17 protein-coding genes are annotated in these 20,354 nt (G+C 37.4%); 13 read left to right on the forward strand and 4 right to left on the reverse strand.

Going from position 1 to position 20,354, the window contains the following annotated elements:
* On the reverse strand, nucleotides 1-247 hold a 247-nt coding region (locus BM088_RS22885; protein WP_143085132.1), incomplete at its 3' end, for a transposase.
* A gap of 280 nt (nucleotides 248-527) precedes the next feature.
* Here BM088_RS22885 and BM088_RS22890 point away from each other — a divergent pair.
* A complete protein-coding gene (locus BM088_RS22890; RefSeq protein WP_091990356.1) occupies nucleotides 528-1,502 on the forward strand; it encodes an FAD:protein FMN transferase in 975 nt (324 codons plus the stop codon).
* Between the two features lie 192 nt (nucleotides 1,503-1,694).
* Here the strand turns inward: BM088_RS22890 and BM088_RS22895 are convergent, their stop codons facing one another.
* Genes BM088_RS22895 through BM088_RS22905 form a run of 3 tightly spaced genes read right to left on the reverse strand, consistent with a single transcriptional unit; the run spans nucleotide 1,695 to nucleotide 7,009 of the window.
* Nucleotides 1,695-3,278: a general secretion pathway protein GspF gene (locus tag BM088_RS22895; RefSeq protein WP_091990359.1), complete on the reverse strand. Its 1,584-nt coding sequence runs from the start codon at nucleotides 3,276-3,278 to the stop codon at nucleotides 1,695-1,697.
* Between the two features lie 42 nt (nucleotides 3,279-3,320).
* On the reverse strand, nucleotides 3,321-5,765 hold the full coding sequence (locus BM088_RS22900; protein ID WP_091990362.1) for a LamG domain-containing protein: 2,445 nt from the start codon (nucleotides 5,763-5,765) through the stop codon (nucleotides 3,321-3,323).
* A gap of 2 nt (nucleotides 5,766-5,767) precedes the next feature.
* On the reverse strand, nucleotides 5,768-7,009 hold the full coding sequence (locus BM088_RS22905) for a hypothetical protein (protein ID WP_091990364.1): 1,242 nt from the start codon (nucleotides 7,007-7,009) through the stop codon (nucleotides 5,768-5,770).
* Nucleotides 7,010-7,251: 242 nt separating this feature from the next.
* Between BM088_RS22905 and BM088_RS22910 the strand changes: the two genes are divergently transcribed.
* The 12 genes from BM088_RS22910 to BM088_RS22965 all read left to right on the forward strand — a co-directional run bounded on the left by BM088_RS22910 (nucleotide 7,252) and on the right by BM088_RS22965 (nucleotide 20,344).
* A complete protein-coding gene (locus BM088_RS22910; RefSeq protein ID WP_245763900.1) occupies nucleotides 7,252-9,876 on the forward strand; it encodes an HzsA-related protein in 2,625 nt (874 codons plus the stop codon).
* A gap of 1 nt (nucleotide 9,877) precedes the next feature.
* Nucleotides 9,878-10,636, forward strand: coding sequence for an SH3 domain-containing protein (locus BM088_RS22915; RefSeq protein ID WP_091990369.1), 759 nt, complete (start codon nucleotides 9,878-9,880; stop codon nucleotides 10,634-10,636).
* Entirely contained in the window at nucleotides 10,606-11,262 is a 657-nt protein-coding gene (locus tag BM088_RS22920) for an outer membrane beta-barrel domain-containing protein (RefSeq protein WP_091990372.1), read from the forward strand. The genes BM088_RS22915 and BM088_RS22920 overlap by 31 nt, the downstream gene beginning before the upstream one ends.
* A 12-nt stretch (nucleotides 11,263-11,274) precedes the next feature.
* A complete protein-coding gene (locus BM088_RS22925; RefSeq protein ID WP_091990375.1) occupies nucleotides 11,275-11,775 on the forward strand; it encodes a TlpA family protein disulfide reductase in 501 nt (166 codons plus the stop codon).
* A 101-nt stretch (nucleotides 11,776-11,876) separates the two neighbouring features.
* Entirely contained in the window at nucleotides 11,877-12,113 is a 237-nt protein-coding gene (locus tag BM088_RS22930) for a DUF4266 domain-containing protein (protein WP_091990377.1), read from the forward strand.
* Nucleotides 12,100-13,281: a DUF3570 domain-containing protein gene (locus tag BM088_RS22935; RefSeq protein WP_245763901.1), complete on the forward strand. Its 1,182-nt coding sequence runs from the start codon at nucleotides 12,100-12,102 to the stop codon at nucleotides 13,279-13,281. Before BM088_RS22930 ends, BM088_RS22935 begins: the two co-directional genes overlap by 14 nt.
* A gap of 8 nt (nucleotides 13,282-13,289) precedes the next feature.
* On the forward strand, nucleotides 13,290-13,793 hold the full coding sequence (locus BM088_RS22940) for a hypothetical protein (protein ID WP_091990381.1): 504 nt from the start codon (nucleotides 13,290-13,292) through the stop codon (nucleotides 13,791-13,793).
* A 34-nt stretch (nucleotides 13,794-13,827) separates the two neighbouring features.
* The gene (locus tag BM088_RS22945; protein ID WP_091990384.1) at nucleotides 13,828-15,717 is read left to right on the forward strand and encodes a coiled-coil domain-containing protein; all 1,890 of its coding nucleotides are present in this window, start codon (nucleotides 13,828-13,830) and stop codon (nucleotides 15,715-15,717) included.
* Nucleotides 15,717-18,566, forward strand: coding sequence for a tetratricopeptide repeat protein (locus tag BM088_RS22950; protein WP_091990387.1), 2,850 nt, complete (start codon nucleotides 15,717-15,719; stop codon nucleotides 18,564-18,566). The genes BM088_RS22945 and BM088_RS22950 overlap by 1 nt, the downstream gene beginning before the upstream one ends.
* On the forward strand, nucleotides 18,553-19,281 hold the full coding sequence (locus BM088_RS22955) for a tetratricopeptide repeat protein (RefSeq protein ID WP_091990390.1): 729 nt from the start codon (nucleotides 18,553-18,555) through the stop codon (nucleotides 19,279-19,281). The genes BM088_RS22950 and BM088_RS22955 overlap by 14 nt, the downstream gene beginning before the upstream one ends.
* Complete coding sequence (locus BM088_RS22960) at nucleotides 19,274-19,564, forward strand: hypothetical protein (protein WP_091990391.1); 291 nt, start codon at nucleotides 19,274-19,276, stop codon at nucleotides 19,562-19,564. Before BM088_RS22955 ends, BM088_RS22960 begins: the two co-directional genes overlap by 8 nt.
* 117 nt (nucleotides 19,565-19,681) lie before the next feature.
* A complete protein-coding gene (locus tag BM088_RS22965; RefSeq protein ID WP_091990394.1) occupies nucleotides 19,682-20,344 on the forward strand; it encodes a MotA/TolQ/ExbB proton channel family protein in 663 nt (220 codons plus the stop codon).
* Nucleotides 20,345-20,354: the final 10 nt, after the last annotated feature.

A 20,354-nucleotide genomic window follows, 5' to 3' on the forward strand; every position in this document is an offset into this window, starting at 1 on the left:
TATTTTTTGCTAAAGTTTTGAACAGTCTCATTAATATGCCTTTTCTTGACCAAAGAAGAAAACGACGATAAATGGTATTCCACAACCCAAAACATTCAGGTAAATCACGCCACGGACAGCCAACACGTAAGCGATAAAGTATTCCTTCTAGTGTTTGTCGATGTTCAAGCTTGTTATAAACTCTATCTTCAAGCAATATAGCTTTTAGTTTCGACCACAGCTCATCAGTGAGCATTAATCGGGGCATGACAATCTCGTTTAGTTTGGTTTTGGCGAAGTGAATTATACGAGATTGTCACTTACGCACAAAATTCAAACAAAGATCAACAGCCCCTAGTTTACTGGGTGTTTTTTGTTAGGGAGCTTGTCAGATATTTGAATGCTTTTAAGTTAAGTCGGTATTATATGGTTAACTAAGTTTGTTGTTCTTGCCACAATAAAATTTATTCACCTTCCTATCGAAATGCGTTTAATCGAAAGGGCTTATCCTAAATACTGAGCCTTAATTATAATTAAAGAGAATATTCATGCGCTTATTTTTTTATGTCATTTTGTTCATTTCAAGCTTGAGTACATCAAGTGTATTTGCCGACTGGTATCGTTCAGATAAAGCAATTATGGGCACGCAAATAACCGTTGAATTATGGGCCGATAGCCAAGAGCAAGGAAATTTAGCCTTGAAATTAGCTATGGCCGAGATGCATCGTATCGATGAATTAATGAGTCCCTATAAAAATCAAAGTGAGCTATCTAAGCTAAATCAAAGCGCGGCTAAAAAGCCCGTTTTAGTCTCGTCCGAGTTATTTAATATAATTAAAAAATCGATTGAAATTTCAGAATTGACACAAGGTGCATTTGATATTACTTCTGCAAGTATCGGTTTTTTATATGATTACAGAAACAAACATAAACCAAGCGAGCAAAGTCTTAAAAATAAACTTGCAGCCATTAATTATCAAAAGTTAATATTAAATGAAAATGTTCACTCTATTTATTTTGCTCACCCTGATATTAAAGTCGATTTAGGCGGGATAGCCAAGGGCTACGCTGTCGATAATGTATTGACTCTGTTAAGACGATACAAAATTAGCAATGCCATGGTAACGGCTGGTGGAGATACCGGCTTGTTAGGTGATAGAAGAGGTCGTCCATGGATTGTAGGTATAAGAGATCCCAGAAACAAAGATAAACAAGCAGTGCAGTTACCTCTGCAAAACGAAGCGTTATCAACTTCAGGTGATTATGAACGTTATTTTGAGGAGAATGGGGTACGTTATCACCATATTTTACATCCAAAAACGGGTCGTTCCGTTTCTCAAGTGCAAAGTGTTTCAATTATAGGCTCTCAATCTATTATGACAGATGCACTGTCCACCAGTGTTTTTGTTTTGGGAGTAAAGTCGGGTTTAGCTTTGATAAACTCACTTGAAGGCTATGATGCCATTATTTTAGATAAATACAGGAAACTTCATTACTCTGAAGAATTAATGGCTTCGCAATAAAGAACCTTTAAATTCAATAACATAAATTTCAATAAAATCATGAGTTTTGCTGACAAGGCGAATGTTATAACATGAATAATGAAGGACATATTGTTGACCCATCTTCTTTTAAGGAAATGATGATTTAAAAGAAGATGTGCCTAGGCTCTAATTTGCTCCGTAGTCTTTAATTTGCACTATTTAGAAGTGGAGTTAACTCTTAATTGGCTCAAATGCTGTTAAACTGTCCATTAAACTCGCATTACCTAGCCCATGGTTTGGAAATAAGTTAGCAAAATTACCTTGCTCGCCATGCAGCGCCATGTAATTTAAAATAACAGTTTCGACTAGCAGATTCACATTATTTGCAGCCGGGCTTGAGGCGGTTTCCACTGATGCATCACCACGCATATAACCGATTTGTTGTTTGCGGGCTTGTGCTTCGGGTGTTGCTCCCATAAGTTGTGGTGTGCCATTTGGATTATAAACCATAAAAAATGACGCTGCGGTCGAGGAATTATCACCAGTCCAAACGCCTTTTCCTCGTCCTTCAACGGAATCATCTATCATGCCGTTACTGGCGACTGAACCATCACTAAATACATACATCATTAAGGGAGTGCCTAACCGGGCTGCATATTCTAAGCAAGCACCCATGCATCGTCCGGCACGAAGATCTCTTATTTCACCAGTTGCTCTATCGCCTGTATGATAATCGAACCCCCCCATACTAATAGTGCCAGCACCCGAGTAGCCATTCATTACTAACTTCATTATCGATGCAGTTTTTTGAAACTCTCTGTCATTTTCAATTTCTTGTTGAGTGAAAATACCATTTTCACCGACGATCTCTGGATCGGCTAATGGGTCTAAGCTACTAGGATCGCCAAACCTGTCTGCGATATCTGCGGTTTTAACATAACCACAACGCACCAAATCTTTTATCACATCATCTTTATTGATTTGGGTATTAACTTTATTCAGTTTCATATCACTGATACGTTGAATAGACTCCATCACGGCGACGGAGTCTTGTTGATTTAGTAAACCAACCAGATCGCCAGTATCAACTAAACCTAATACATCAGAAGGTCGGTCAATTTTAGTTGGCCGTTTTGTTACGTCAATGAGATTATTGGGTGCCATAGAATTACCACCAGAATCGGTATTTTGAGACCCACACAAAGTAAGCAAAGAGCCATCAGAACCCGCTTTATTTATGCCATACATGGGGTTATGTGGGTTATTACCTGAATCATTTTCTGAACGTGCAGGGATCACCGCACCATTTATATTAACACGATTACCCACGGCAACTTTTTCTAGTATGCCCCGCAAAAATGGGCTGTCGGCATGAAATCCAAGTCCAAGTTCAGTATTTACGAAATCGCTTAAACCACTTGCAGGGTTCATAATAGATGGGATCATATCACCGGGTAAACCTAGCTTGTTATAGCCTGCGGTAGTCAAAAAGTCGAGCTGTCCCCCTTGTTTACCAACCAGTACATTTGAGCCTGCAATATTGGCTCCTCCTGCCAAGTCAAAACAAATAAATGGAATTTTTCCTGCGCCTTGTGATGCTATGCCACAACTGGCTTTAAGCGCCTCAAGATCTGGAGCAAGTGCGGCATGGGCCGTATTTGGTTTGGCAAATAAACTCAGTATGGATCCCGAAAATACCGTACCTACACCTGCGACAAAACCCTGAGCAATGAAATCTCTGCGTGTAACGGGCTTTTTATGATCATTATGATAAAGCGGATCATCGGCTGACAATTTTTTATTTCTGTTGGTCATAATAATTTCTCTATTCTTTTCATTATTTTAATGACTAAACCGCTATTGCAATAATGAAACCGCACTACCTACAAGGGCAGCACAACTTGCTTTAACAATTGTTTTAGTACGTTTGCTATCGCATTGGGTAGCGCCTGAGCATAGGCTTAATGTATCGATTAAATTATTAAGCTCTTGCTTCACCTCAACCAAGTCTGCCTGAGATTTCATGCCTGTTAATAGTGCATTATTGAGTAATGGCATTAAAATTAAATCTCTTTGGTTAGTTGAAAAAGCACTAGCAACAGCCAAATCAAAATCAAACCCTGGGAAATATTCGGCTCTCAGGCTGCTATCTTCAACAAGTTCATTGCAATATTTTATTGCCATTTGCGATACTGCCATTTGGTGAGAGGATAGAAAACTATTAATATCTGTCACTGAGGGCAGCTGCTGCTTTAGGTTATTAAAACTGGCTTTTACCTGAGAGTTTTGAACTGGAACACGGGTAATCTGTGACATGGTGGCATTTATTTCGCTGAAAATACGAACACCTATTCTTGATTGTGGTTCTAAATTTGGTGGTGGTAAAGGCACTTGGGGCTGGGCTTCAACCATAATATTTTCATGGGTACCCAGTTTTTCAAAAGTCAGAAAAAACTCATCATTTTGAGCGCCATTTTCAAGAGGTATTAAAGTCCCTAAGCGAGAAATGTGCTGACCACTATCACTATTATATAGCGTAGAACCTAGCACTAGGTTTAGGTTTTTAAAGGCTTGACCTATGGGAGATTCCGAACCATTAATGCCAATGCGCATACCAATCAGTGGAATACTTTGCGGATTTGCACTTTTATCTAAGCTGATAAAAAATGGTTCCTGAAACAAATAGCTATAGTTGTCAAATTGACTTACTTCAAAAACGAAATAACTTTGCGGTACGTTTATCAAATCGGTAATGTTAAATAATAAATAAAAGCGTTCGCCTACGCCAACGGAATAATTCTGTTGTATTTGACTGTGATCTAATATGCGATTATGAATTGCTAACATTCTTATACTGCCAGCCCATGGAAATTCTCCAGACGTTTCATTCCCTAAAATTAATGCAAAACTGGGGTCCCAATCTGTGAATGTTCCAGGCTCTGTTGTATCAGGAGTTTGAATTTCTTCTCCATTTACATAGATAGTACGGCCATTAACTGGATCGTAATTTACGACAACATGCTGCAAACTTGCCTGTAAAACTTCATCTGCATCTGGAGTTGACTGGGCTGGCATACCATTTATATTGGTATTCGTAGTGCGCAGTAAATGGTCGTAATTATATAATGTTTGGCCTAAGGTAACATTTCGCGCATCATTTGAACCCGAATAGCTGATAATTCGCGCAGGACCTTCTTGAGTGACATTGGCTGGAGTTACCCAAGCTTCGATAGCGTATTCACCCGTGGCTGAAATCAAATCATATAATTTTTTACTCTTTGTGGTACTGCCTTGTGCTCTGCCATTGATAAATTGAACTCCCCAGCCACCTATCCAATCTACTTCACCGCTGAGGGTTAAATCAAGTGCGGGTTCTATGCCACTGGTGTCAAAGGCAGTTGTACCTGAGCCAGTTTTAAATTGGTATTTAGCAATAACATTTTGCTCAAAACGACTACCACCACTTGCAATTATCCCATCGGGAAGCGTAAGGGCTTTACTATGAATGATATTGTTATCAAGTACCGACAGGGGTATTGCCGACGCCATACTATTAATTGCAGTTAGCATTTCATTGGCATTGGTTTGGCAGTCGCCCCAGCAATTATGAAATTCTTTACTTAAACGTAATACCAAACGTGATAATTCTGGATTATTTAAGTCTATTTTACTTTGAGCTGCCTGATATGCCGTGTCTAAATCTTGTTCTGCAAAATAAGGCGAGATAGGGATCGTTGCAGAGCTTGCATGGCAACTTGCACAATAGCGACTCGTTAAAGGATGGGTATGAGTGGCAAATAGGGTACTCTGTGCAGGAAAGCTTTTATTTGAACTGGGATCTTTGATAACAGGGTCTACCAGTTTAATAACATTAGTTTGCCCTTCAATATTAGCCCAATTAGCAATCCAGGTCGTCATAATATCACTACATGCTTGGGGACTGCTAAGCCAGCAATTATGCCCGCCAGCTACTTTTTGCACTAACGTTGAGTCTTCTGGAGTACGTAAGCTCACCAGTTCATTTGCTGCATTGTAGGCCAAATTAATATCATCAGTGCGTGCAAAATAAGGCGCTTGTCCTACTTGGCTATTATGACAGCCGCCACATCGGTCTTCGCTTATAATATTTTCCCACAGTTGCACTTTAAACTCTTGTATATCTTGCGTTGTAGGAGGCGGACCTAAATAAATAAAAGGTCCACTTTCAGCTGTAGGTGGTTCAGGGTTTTGCTTAACTTGAGACTCTCCACCGCAAGCCGTTAGGAATAAAATAAAGGGTAATGGTAGAAACTTTTTAAACATGATTAATTTCCTTTACAATAATCTGCTGCATCAGCAAATACATGTTTAATTTGGTATTGACTTGATTTGAAATTAGAGACCATAGTGTCTATTTGGTTATGATCTTGACTGTTTTCTGGGGAGCGTAAACATACATTTTTAAATACTTTTTTCACTTGGCATTGCGCAAAAGCCGTACTGTTTGCCAGTTCTTGTCCCATTGATTTAGCGCCTAACCCTGAGCCGCTTAATTCGCTACTCCATCCTAAATTAGCATTTATGCCATTGCGCCAGTAATTATCCCAGCGGTCATTTTCAGTGATATAACCATATTTAAAATTATTGCTGTTGATATGATATTTAGCTTTTACTCTGCTGTTGGTTTGAGAGTCTAATTGATTTTCCTGATTATAAACTAAGCGTCCATTCTCACCACTTGGATCAGTATCGCTATTGTATTCAAAATCATAATAAGCAAATGCCTGTGTGAGCGGATCCATTGCTGAATGACAGCCACTGCATGAATTCATAAATAAACGACTATCTCCGCCAGGACTACGGCTCACATCTTGTCTGATCCTATCTGGAGCACGGCTGGTATCTTTTAATGCTTCCAGATCAGTACATAAATGATTAATTAAAGTGAAACGAAACATGGCTCTGTTGGTGCCATCAATAAAAAATGATTTTGCTGCCGCTCTGGTTGTAAAAATGCCAGCTGTAGCTTCAACAGGCAAGCCTGTTTTGGCTGATTGTTCAGTGGCGACAAGCTGTTCTTTTAAGTTAATATCCTGTGCTTCAAGTGCCTGATAATGCGCATTGTTATCTATGGCATAATCAGGCAGACCTAAATTAGCATGACCTATATACAAAATATCGGCAGATAATACTTCTCTAAAGTCAACGTCATCCCGAACCATACCAATAACAGTCGCACTGTAATCATTGAGTGTTGCATAAATATTTGCTTGTTCATTGGTCCATGGGGTTGCCCAGTTTTTTAATGTCACTGTATAAAAGTTTGGATTTTCCATCGCAATATAAGCAGCTTCTTTTATATGTCCTGCTGATATTTTTGTCAGCATTTGTTCAAGTACATCACTAGAGGGAGGAATGCCTGTTAATTTTATGTGAATTCTATAGGCTTGATCTTTTTCATTTGCAATACTAAAGTCTGAACTCAAGCTGAATGTCAGTGCAATTAATATACAGTGTAAATTATTTTTCTTGAATAGGTATTTAAACCTTTCTGTAAAATATCGCACCTTCGGTTACTCCTGTTCACAAGTTTGAATGATTCATGTAATTAAAGTATGAATTTGTAAATTATTTTATATATTTATGTGAAATTTTACTATAAATTATTTTTATTTGGTAGTACCATTGGCGCAATCGTCAGCTTAAGCGCGGTTTGTAGGGCTTTTGTTCTATCAGGTTTATTTTTAATAAATATAGTTTGTAAAATAGTTTAATAGCATTTTTTATCAATATTAGGATTGTTCTTGTCGTGAATTATCATTTTTTGCCTTTAGTTTTTATACTTTTCTTCATAGGGTGTGGTGGAGATAGTTTATTAAATGAGGATGAACAAGCGCCTGATCCTGTTGTTCAGCAAACACCTTTCGCCTACGTAAAAAGGATTGGTTTTTCTGTTGATAAAATGTTAATGATGGAAGGGGCTTCCTTAGCGGCTTTTAATCCAGGCGCCGCTTTATTTTTACAACTAAATAGTTCAACAAACTCACCACCTATTAATATTACCGATAGTGCATTTACTAATGGGCTGTCAGTTGAACCTTATGATGTTAAAGATGTTGAAACGTCACATGATGGCAGGTTTGTCATTTTTGCGATGCGCGCACCTGAAATAAAAGATGCGGATGAAGATGAACAACCGACGTGGAATATCTGGCAATATGAAATCAACTCAGCTGCGCTAACGCGCCTGATCCAATCAGACCTGCAGGCTGAACAAGGTCATGACACTTCTCCTTACTACTTACCTGATGGGCGAGTCGTTTTCAGTTCAACCCGACAAAGCACAAATAAGGCGACTTTACTTGATGAAGGTAAGCCTCAATATCAAGCGTTGGATGACCAACTTAAGCAAAAGTCGTCTGTTTTACATATTATGGATGCAGATGGTAGCAATATTAATCAGATATCATTTAATCAAGGCAATGACTTTAACCCCATAGTGTTGTCTACAGGTAAAATTTTATTTACTCGGTGGGAGCAAAGGGGAATAAATAGTGGCATGAGTCTGTATCAGATTGATTCTGACGGAAAGCACTTAGAATTGGTTTATGGTCGACACTCTCACGACCAAAATGATCAGCAGGTTCAATTTATTCAGCCAAGGGAAATGCCTGATGGCAGGGTTCTCGTTGGCGTTAAACCCATCGTACAAACTACTTTGAGTACCAACTTTGTTTTAATTAATATTCAAGCATATATAGATAACCTGCAAGCAGTGGATCAAAATTCAGGTTTAACTGGTCCGGCACAATCCAATGCATTATTTGCATCGAGTCCTCTAGATGAAAATTTATCTTTGCAAGGGCAGTTTAATATGGCTACCCCCTTATATGACGGCAGCAAACGTATTCTAATGGGTTGGAGTCAATGCAGGATCATTGACCCAGTATTAGAAGGTAATTACCTACCTTGTACTGAAGAATTACTGTTGCGCGAAGGGATAGAATCAGCTCCGTTGTTATTTGGTATTTGGATTTATGATCCTGTGACACAAACACAGCGTCCTTTAGTATTACCTGAAGAAAACAGCATTTACACCGAAGTTGTTTCACTGGAACAAAAACCATACCCCTTAAGCACTCAAGTGCCTTCTGATGTAGCATTAAAGAGTGCTAATCAGGGATTAGTCCATATCCGTAGTGTTTATGATTTTTCAGGTCAGGACATGGCTGAACCAGATTTAGTAACTGTCAGCAACCCAATGTTAAGTACGAGAAATGAACGCCAAGCCCATTTTTTGCGTATTATTAAACCGGTTTCGATACCAGATTCAGATGAATATCCATTTACAAATGCAGCTTTTGGCCGTAGTCGAGGTCAGTTAATGCGAGATATTTTAGGTTACGTTCCGATAGAGCCTGATGGTTCAGTGAGTTTTAAAATGCCGGCGGATCTTGCATTTTCAATTGAAGTGCTAGATCAAAAAGGACAGCGTATCTCACAGCGTCATGATAGCTGGTTGCAGTTGGCTCCTGGTGAAATTCGTCAATGCAATGGGTGCCACACCGCTCAAAATACTCTACCTCATGGACTTATTGACCGTGGTACCCCATCAATTAATTTAGGGGGCGCTGAAAATAGTGCTTTTGCTGGCAGTGATCCAGATATTTTGGCTATGGCGGGTGAAACCATGGCACAAGCCAAGTCACGGATTTTTGGCCGTCAGTCTTTATCTGCAGATTTAAATTATGTGGATATATGGAGTGACCCTACACAACGTACGCCAGATCAGGCCAAGGACTTAACGTATGCAGATCTAAATACAGCAAAACCTGTCTCTGATGAATGTGCCCAAAATTGGCAAAACCAATGCCGCATCACTATTAACTTTCCAACTCATATACAAACATTATTTGAGCTACCTAGGCCTATTTTTGATACCGATGGCATAACGGAAATTGAGCAAAACCGTTGTACAAGTTGCCATAGTAATACAAATGACGATGACGAGCTTAAAATCCCAGCCGCACAATTAGATTTAAGAGGGCAAGATTCAAATGAAAATAGTCAACATAGCATTGCTTATAGAGAGTTACTTTTTAACGATAATGAACAAGAAATTATTGATGACATTCTCATAGATAAATTAGTGCCAATGCTCGATGCCGATGGCAACCCAGTTTTTGAAACTGAGGAAAATGGTGATTTAATCTTAGATACAAATGGTCAACCGATCCCTGTCATGCAAACCGTATCGATTCAACCAAGTTTATCGGTTGCAGGAGCAAAATCAAGCCCCCGATTTTTCAATTTATTTGAACCTCAAGGAAGCCATTTTGATTACCTAACTCCAGCAGAACTCAGGTTGATTTCTGAGTGGCTAGATATAGGCGCCCAGTATTACAATAATCCATTTGATGCACCGGCTAATTGATATGATCAAATTCAAACATGTATTACAGGGCTTATTTTTTGTGTTGTTATCTTTGTATTTTAAAGCGTCTGCAACAGAAACAGGCTTTATGAAAGTACAAATAGCAGAACCTTATATTGAATTGCATACAGGGCATGGTCGCGGCTACCCCATCTTTTATGTAGCGGAAAACCAAGAATGGATAACCATAATTAAACAACATACAAACTGGTATTTAGTGCTATTAGAAAATGGAAAGAAAGGTTGGGTTACTCAGGAAGCTTTAGCACAAACACTTGATCAAAACGGTGAAACTTTGGTTTTGTCACACACAGATCAAAAGGGTTTTAGCCAAAGGCAATTTGAATTTGCAACTACTGCTGGTGTACTAGAAGGTGCATCATCATTAGGTGTTTCAGCGGCTTGGCAATTTACAGCAAACTTGGCATTAGAGCTTCAATATACTGAAGCGCTTGGTAATGTATCTGAAAATAAAATTACCAGTATCGCATTAACACATCAAGCATTTCCTCATTGGCGATTTTCCCCTTATGTATCGTTAGGGGCTGGCATCATAAATACAAAACCACGAAGCCCATTAATAGGCCATTCAGATGAAAACCGAAAATCGGATACATTAGCCGCAGCTGTCGGTGTTAAAACGTACTTAATGCGCAATTTTGTATTAACCCTGGAATATAAAAACTATCGGGCGTTAACAACCCGAGATAACACTGAGGAATTAGAAGAATGGAAAGCAGGATTTGCAGTCTTTTTTTAATATTTGGCACATTGTTACAGCCTGCTTTTGCAAGCGAAACACTAAATGATGACGATAAAGCCGCTAATATTGAAGTGCCGCTAATCGACCCTGATATTGAACGCCGAGACATAAATGAATCTGAAATTAATGTTGATGATTTTGAGTTTGGCGTTTTTGGAGGTGTGCTTAATATTGAAGACTTTGGTACTAGCAGCTTACTTGGAGCAAAGTTGACTTATCATATTAGTGAAACGCTTTTTACTCGGCTGAGCTATGGTCAGTCAACTGCTGGTACTACTAGCTATGAAAGGCTCAGTGGGGGCTCAAACTTATTAACTCAAGATGAACGTGAGTTTCGTTATTATGATCTTGGGTTAGGTTATAGCCTTAACGGTGAAACTTTTATAACCAAGGATTTAACATTTAATTCTGCAACTTATTTTCTATTAGGCGCTGGTAGTACTGAGTTCGCTGGAGATAGTCGCTTCACTGTGAGTTTCACCGCAGGGTATCGTATTTTATTATCTGATAATTTCACGCTTCATTTTGATATGACAGATCATGTTTTTGATAGTGATATTTTAGGTGCAGAAAAAACAAGTCATAACTTAGCATTTTCGCTTGGTTTCAGTGGGTTCTTCTAAAGGGTGTTTTATATGAGTCAAAATTTCAGAAATAAACTCATGTGTATTGGTTTATTGATTGGCTGTATTTTTAATAGTTATGCCGATCAAGCTAAAAGTGCTGCAGCTGATTTTACGCTAAAAAGTCAGTCAGGTGAAAACCTACGTCTACAAGAAATGCGTGGCGAGGTGGTATTAATTAATTTTTGGGCATCTTGGTGCGGGCCTTGTCGTCAAGAAATGCCTTATTTAGAAAAAATCCAACAAAAATATCATGACTTAGGGTTCACCGTATTAGGGATCAACGTTGAGGAAGATAGTACGGCCGCAAAAGCACTACTCAAAGAATTATCGGTTTCCTTTCCAATTTTATTTGATGATAAAAATACGGTTAGTGAAATGTATAAAGTTGATGCTATGCCGATGACTGTGCTAGTTGATAGAGACGGTTATCAACGTTATTTACACCGTGGTTACCAGAGCGGAGATGAGGTTAAATATCAAAAGATAATTAAGGCATTACTACGTGAATAACTTAAACGAAAAGGGTGTTTATCAGCAGCGATATAGCAAGCCTATGTTTTCTGTCAAAGCTGTAATTAACTTGATCCATAAAGAATATTAGGGGTTATTACATGAATAACACAAAAGCTAAATGCATGGTTTTAGCAAGTATATTGCTAGCATGTTCTGGATGTTCAACCAGCATAAAACCTTGGGTTAAACCTTATGAGCGAAACAACCTTGCAGATCCGGTAATGAACTGGCAACTCGATCCTATTGCCAGTGCCTATATTCACCATGTATTTCAAGCCAGAGAAGGAGCGCGGGGCGCTGAAGGTACATCGGGTGGTGGTTGTGGTTGTAATTAATCCAGTTAAAAATATGAATGGTGAATATATGAAGGTGAAATATCTTATTTTTACCGCTCTTTTTATCGTTGTTTTTATGACGTTATCAAGCAATGCCGCAGTACTACCCGAAGATAGAGCCGATGCCATGTACCACAGTTACCAAGGTGGCGGCATGTCGATTGACGGGCCATCAATTTTGCTACGTAAAAAAATAGGCAAGAGCGTTTCTGTTTCCACAAATTATTATATTGATATGGTCAGTAGTGCTTCAATTGATGTTTTAGCAACCGCAAGTCCTTATAAAGAAGAGCGAAAAGAACACTCTTTATCGGTTGATTATTTACATGATAAGACTGTGTTGAGTCTGGGTTATAGCCAATCAAAAGAAAGTGATTTTGATGCAAAGTCATTACACTTTGATGTGAGCCAAGACTTCTTTGGTGATTTAACAACATTAAGTTTTGGATTTTCAAAAGGGAATGACGAAATAAGTCAAAACGGCAATGAAACTTTTAAAGAAACCGCAACCAGAGCTAATTACCGCTTAGGACTAAGTCAGGTGGCGACCAAGAACTTGGTATTAGGGATGAATCTTGAAGCGATCACTGATGAAGGTTATTTAAATAATCCTTATCGTAGTTATCGTTATCAAGATGCAAATTCTGCAACTGGATTTAGTTATGCAACTGAAATATATCCAAATACACGAACAAGCAATGCAGCGTCTCTAAGAGCCCGTTACTTTTTACCTAATAAAGCAGCTATTTATGCAAATGCTCGGGTATTTTCTGATACCTGGGGTATAGATGCCAATACTTATAAATTAGGTTATAGCCAAAGTTTCATGAATAACTGGTTAATGGACTTTCATCTTAGGCATTATTCACAAACATCGGCTGATTTCTACCGTGATTTATTTGATCGTCAAGATCAATTTAACTTTATGGCCAGAGATAAAGAAATGAGTACATTTAATGATTTATCTATTGGGTTAACGACGCGATACTTATTTAAAATTTCGAGTGCACCTTGGATAAAATCAAGTTCAATTAATTTATCCATTGATCATATTCAATTTGATTATGAAAATTTTCGCAATGTATTGGCTGAGCAACAAATGGGTACTGAACCATTTTACAGTTTTTCGGCCAATGTGATCCGCTTTTATGTTTCACTTTGGTATTAGGGTAAACAATGAAATTTAAATTACTAACATTATTAATGATGCTGAGCTTTCACAGTTATGCCGAACAAGAATTGAGCATAAAAGATGAAATAGCAGCTTTGAAAAAACAAGTAATAGCACTTAATAGAGATTTATTTATTTTAGAAGAAGATTTACTTTATCCTGCAAGTACACAAGTCGCAGTTTATTTGGCTATGGATGTCGGGCAATATTTTCAACTGGACTCAATTGAATTAAAAATTGATGGCAACTCAACAACTCATTATCTATATACCGAAAAACAACTTAACGCCTTGTATAAAGGCGGTGTACAACGTTTATATTTAGGTAATGTCAGTCAAGGTGAGCATGAAATAACAGCCTTTTTTATTGGTACAGGCCCGAATAAACGTGAATACAAGCGCGCTACAACAGCTAAATTTATTAAAACACAAGATGCTAAAGCAATAGAGCTTAAAATTGTAGATTCAACCGGCAAAGAACAAGCTGAATTTTTGGTATCTGAACTGTGATTGAATGTGACGCGACCAAAACGGTTTATGCCTTATGAGTTTTTCCACTGTGATAAAAATACTGGCTGTAAATTGTTTTAGCTTATGTATATGTTCAAATATATTTGCAACTGAGACTGCATCGGAAGATTTAAATCGGGTTGTTGATCCTCGATATGGCACTATTTTATTTGAATATTATCAAGGAAATTACCAAGCAGCTCTGACATTGCAAGCGATTGCAGAGTATAAAAGTCCTCTAGCGCATCAAGGTGTTGCCCCTGAATTATTAAAAGGGGGTATGAGTTTGAAATATGGGTTGTTGTCGCAAGCTCATGACATTTTTAAAACCTTATTAAATTCAGCTGAAGATCAAACGATACTTTCTGCTGCCTGGTTTTATACTGGGAAAATGCATTATCAAGCTGAAGACTTTAAATCGGCAGCTGCAGCACTATCACAGGTAACTGATGCATTGGCGCTTAAATTTTCCGATGAATTTCATTATATGAAAGCGCAATTGGCAATTAAAAATAATGATGAGATAGGCTATAAGAATGAAAAATCTCAAATCAGCGCCCAACATGATTATCATGAGTATATTGAACATAATGCCTTGTTAAAACAATTGGTACTCAATGATGCTGTGGATACGAATATTGAAAAAATAACGCAACAAAATACAAATTTAATGCAGAAAAAAAAGTTAACGGCTGAAATGTTAGCCTTACAAAACAGAAGTTACTTAGCATTAGGGTTTGCATTTATTAAGCAAGGTGATAACCAAAATGCGATAAAGACTTTTAAACATATCAGTATGAAATCTCATTTAATTGAACCTGCCTTACTGGGTTATGGGTGGGCGTTAAATAACATGCATGAATATGATAAAGCGCGCAATGTTTTAGCACAGCTGACAAGCTCTGAAATTCTCACCCCTTATGTGCAGGAAGCATTATTGGTTCAAACTTATAGTTACCAACAGCAAGGGGACTTACAAGCTGCACAGCATAAACTCATTATTAGTATTAATCGTTTCGAAGAATATAAAGCTGAATTAAGTCAAAAGTTAGTTACTTTAAACAAGCTGTCATGGCGTCAGATTTATGATGATATCAGAGAGTTTGAAAGTTCTAAAAACAATGCTCTAGGATTAAACGAAATTTTATCGGGGCAAGGCTTTCAGTCTAATTTAGCGCAATTAGAGTTGCTTTATGCTCTGAAACAGCAGCTTAAAACTCAGTTACAACAGATTGGCAGTTTTAAGGCATTGCTGGATGATAAAGCAATGAATACACAAATTAGATTGCACGCTTTAAAGAAAAAAACGTTGCAAACACAAGTTGATTATCTGCTTGAAAAACGCAATGGGCTAATGAGTAAAGTAAATAATGCTATCAAAAAACAAGATGCAGAAGCGTTTTTTACGCCATCGCAACTTAGCTTGAAAAAAAGGCTTGATAGCACCAAAGTCGTTTTAGCTCAGTTACCTGAAGGTAAGTTTGTTGATTTTGAATCGCGCGTTTCTAGAGTACAAGGGCGTTTAATTTGGCAGGCACACCAAGATTTTTCAGCGAGAAGTTGGCAGGCAAAAAAAGATATTAAACACCTTGATAATTTTATGGCGCAACTACAAAAACAAAAATCTCAGTTATTCAAAAGTATAGATACTGCACAAGACATGAGTGATGAATTGTCCAGAATTAAAAAAATACAACTTAGAGTAGATACGCACTTTAATAAAAATAATCACATTATAAATAGATTAGAAACAAAATTAAAAAAGGCTTTCATAACATATTATGCACAAAGAAAAACGGATCTTGAACAGGCAATTGTACAAGCCCAATTATTAAATATTCAAATGCAAGATCAATCATTTTCTAAGACCATTTCTCCTGAACATGAGCTTGATAAACAATCATCTTCATCGGAGACGTTATAATGCCTTATTTAAGTTTGCTATTCGCTTTATTTTTAACCGGTTGTAGCCTCAGTTCAGAGCAACCAGTGGAAAAACCATCTACTTTAGCAGACCTAAGTTTTTCAGTGGAACCAGCGGTTATTAGTGTTATTCAGCCTCCGTCATTATCGCAACTGAAAGCTGATTATCAAGCATTGCTAACCCTTAGCCAAGATCCCAAATTAACCGAACAGTTACGTTATCGGTTAGCTGAGCTTGAATTAATGCAAAATGAGTTTGACCAAGAACAAGGTCGTAAAATACCTTCTGATGACTTTGGTTATTATGATCAGGCTATTAAGTCATATCAAAAATTAATTCAATCATATCCAAATAGTGAACACAGGGAACACTTATTATACCAACAAGCTAAAGCATTTGAATTGCAAGGAAAAACAGATAAAAGTTTTACTGTGTTAGGCCAGTTGATCTCCGATTTTCCTAATAGTATTTACGCTGTAGAGCTTTACTTTAGACGCGGTGAGGTTTTGTTTAATCAAAAATTATTTGATGAAGCTGCTCAATCATATGCAGCAGTGATAAATTTTGGCGTACAGTCACCTTATTACCAAAGTGCATTATATATGCGAGCTTGGTCTGAATTTAAACTTGAGGATCATACACGGGCATTGCATTCATTTACCCAACTTTTAGATGCAAGTTTATCTACGGTTGATGGTAATAATATTGTGTTAGCTAAACTACCTAAATCTCAACGTGAATTAGTAAAAGGTGCCCTAAAGGTCATGAGCTTGATTTTCTCATATCAGCAAGGTGAAACAACGCTCGCACAATATTTTGATAGTCAAAGTAATCGTCACTATGAATATTTGAATTATCAGGCGTTAGCGGATTTATATTTAGAAAAAAAACGTTTTAATGATAGTGCACAGGTACTAGGTGCTTTTGCAAACCGTTATGCCGTACATCAGCAAGCACCAGCGTTTATGATTAAACAAATTGAGGTTTATACTCAGGGAAAATCTTCTAGATTAGCGACCCAACAAAAACTTAACTTTGTAACACGATATGGTTTGAAAGGACCATATTTTTCAAACTGGGCAGTCGCAGAACAATTAGAAATACGAGATGATTTACAGCAATTTTTAACACAAATTGCCTATAAGCAATATCGTAATGCACAAAAACAAACCGAAGCTAGGGTACAAAAAATAGCGTTTGCTAAAGCCGCAAACTGGTTAGCAGAATTAGCTGAAACGATGGTGTTTAATGTAAATAATCGCATGAGTGACGACAATGTAAAGGAAGTATCATTCTTGTTGGCTGAAAGTTTATTTGCAAGTGAGCAATATATTAAAGCCATTGCGGTTTATGCGCCTTTAGCATATGAAAATACTGATTATAAAAATCGTGCTGAAGCTGGTTATGCCACGCTACTTTCATATAAAAAGCATCTTAATCTACTGGTTGATAATCACAGTGAAATGAGTGGTGAAGTTCAAAGTTTAATGGTTGAACAAGAGCTTAGTGCCAAAAAGTTTATAAAAACCTTTGCTTCTGATGTAAGAGCGCTTGCGGTTTTAGACAATGTAATGACAAAACAGTTTGATGAAAAACGTTATATAGAAGCCATAAAAAGTGCTAAACAATTGTTAACTTGGGTACCTAAAGCTGAACAAAAACAGCAACTATCGGCGCACTTAATTATTGCTCATGGGTTATTTAATACAAATGACTTTCAAGCGTCTGAACAAGCATATAGTCAAGTATTAAGTCTTTATTCTCTTTCGGATGAACGCATAAAAATACTTGAAGAAAATCTTGCTGCCAGTATTTATAAGCAAGCAGAGACAAAGTTAGAATTGGGAATGACCGCTCAGGCAATACAGCTCATGTTAGCCGTTATCGATAAAGTCCCTAACGCCAGTATTCGTTCTGTGGCACAATATAATATTGTACAATATTTATATCAATTAAAACAATTTGAACAAGCGGATTTTTGGTTAAACGATTATCAAACACGTTTTAGTTTAGATGCAAAATCTAAAGACATCACTGCACAATTAGCAGATATTTATGTTCAAGATGAACGCTGGTTACTTGCCGCAAAAAAATATTATCAATTATCTAAACAAGACTCTGATCCACAAACTCGCAGGAAATCACTCTATTTATCTGCGCAGTATTTTGAAAAGGGTTCAAATCAAGATCAAGCACGCTTAAAATATAGAGAATATGCTCACGCTTATGAGCAGCCTTTTGACTTAGCAATTGAAGTGCGTTTTAAATTAAGTGAAATTTACTTAAAAACGAATGAACACAGTAAGCGTAGGTTTTGGTTAAATAAGCTGATACAGGCAGACAAAAATGCAGGCGAACATAGCACAGAGCGTTCCACTTATTTAGCCGCTATGAGCTCTGAGGTTTTTGCAAAAGATGCCCAGTATATATTTAATCGAATTAAACTGACCTTACCCTTAAAAAAGAGTCTTAAACGGAAAAAGCTGAGTTTACAAAAAGCCCTTAAAGCATATCAAAAAACAGCCAGTTATGGCGTCGCACAATTTAGTACCCTCGCAAGCTATCAAATTGCAAAAATTTATACCCAATTGGCAACTGATTTATTCAAATCCCAAAGGCCCAAAGGGCTTGATGAATTAGCACTGGAACAATACAACATTTTATTGGAAGAACAAGCATATCCATTTGAGGATAAAGCAATTTTAATACATGAGTCGAATATTAAACATATTGAGCAGGGTATTTATGATACTTGGGTAAAACGCAGCTTTACTGATTTAGCGGATTTAATGCCGGGCCGATATAACAAGGTTGAACTCACGGAGAGCAAGCAAAATGTTATTTTTTAATATGGAATTTAATAACCCTAAAACAGGTTTAATTTTTTTAATTACATGTGTGCTTGGCTGTCAAAACATTCCCCAAGGTATTAAACCTGCAACTGAAACAATTAAAGTGACTCAGAATGGGTCGCCTAAACCGCAGTCATTAGCACAACAGGCATTGACAAGTAACAATCAGTATTTATCAAGATCTGTAGTGATTTCAACTGCAGCAAAAGCAGAGTTTGAACGTGCAGTGGCATTATTAGCAAACAATGAACTATCACTAGCAAAAAGCGCTTTTGAAAGCTTAAGTCGCACTGTGCCCTTGTTATCGGGTCCGTGGCTAAAGTTAGGGGATATAGCCGTAAAACGACAACAGCCTGATATTGCGATTGCTTTATACCAAACTGCATTAGATAAAAATAAACATAACTATTTTGCTCGAAATCGATTAGCGCTTTTATATAGACAACAGGGGTTATTTAAAAAAGCCGAAAATGAATATCAGCAAGCGCTGGCCAGTTGGCCTGGCTTTAACATCGCTAGATTAAACTTAGGTATATTATATGACTTATACCTAGGACATAAACCTGAAGCGCTTGAACAATATCGTTTATACCAAAAGTTAAACACTTTACAGGGGCATAAGTTGAATAAACAAGTTAAGGGCTGGGTCGCAGACTTATCACGACAGGTTGCAAACCAAGCCGTAAAGTCAGAAGAGCAAGATAATGGTTAAATTATATAATTTACAGCTGGTTTTTATCGTTATGGTTCTAAGTCTTAGTATGAAGGTAAAAAGTAGTGAAAATGATGAGGATTTTAAACAAACATCAAGCGTACTTAAAATAGAAACGACAATACAAAGTTCTCAACATTTACCTCAGTTTTTATCAATTGTTCCTTGGAGAGTGCGTTATCAAAGTGAGCCTAAAGTTGATCATATTAGCAAAATATTAGCAAAACAATTTAAGCCGATAGAACCACAGGAATTAAGAGCGCAACTGAAAATAAAACAATAAGGTTTGCAGTGAAAAATGCGACAGACTTATCTGAATTTTATTAGATGAACTACACAGTGAAACACGATTATTAATTTAAATAATGAAACATTTTAGATCAGGTTATTAGGAAAAGTTATGGAATATTACAATACAGCAATACGTTTTTTTCAAGATGGCGGCCCATTTATGTTGCCAATTTCACTTGTTTTGGCAATTGGTTTAGCAATTGCATTTGAACGCATGTTATTTTTAGCATCGTCTAAGCGAGCCAATAAGCAAGCGTTAATAGCACTTCAACCTTTGTTAGGCAATCGTGATTATGATGCCATTAAACAATATGCACAAAACAATTCATCTGCCATTGCTAATATTATTGCTTCGGGTATAACACGTTTGTCACACAGTAAAAGGCGTGAAGATATTGAATATGCGATGGAAGAAAGTGTGCTTGAGGTTATGCCAAGATTAGAACAACGCACCTCTTATTTAGCAACCTTAGCAAATATCGCGACATTACTAGGCCTGTTAGGCACCATTATAGGTTTGATCGCGGCATTTTCGGCCGTTGCGAATGCGGACCCAGCTGAAAAAGCATCTTTGTTATCTCAGAGTATTTCTATTGCGATGAATACCACGGCCTTTGGACTGATCGCAGCCATTCCCTTATTACTATGTCACTCAGTGTTACAAAGTAAAACGACTCAGATCATTAACAGCATGGAAATGACAGGTGTTAAATGCCTTAATTTATTATCTGTGCGATATGAAATGGGTAACAAAACACGTAGTTCAGATTAATTTAGGGGTT

The sequence above is a fragment of the Pseudoalteromonas denitrificans DSM 6059 genome (assembly GCF_900112265.1).
Lineage (GTDB): Bacteria > Pseudomonadota > Gammaproteobacteria > Enterobacterales > Alteromonadaceae > Pseudoalteromonas > Pseudoalteromonas denitrificans.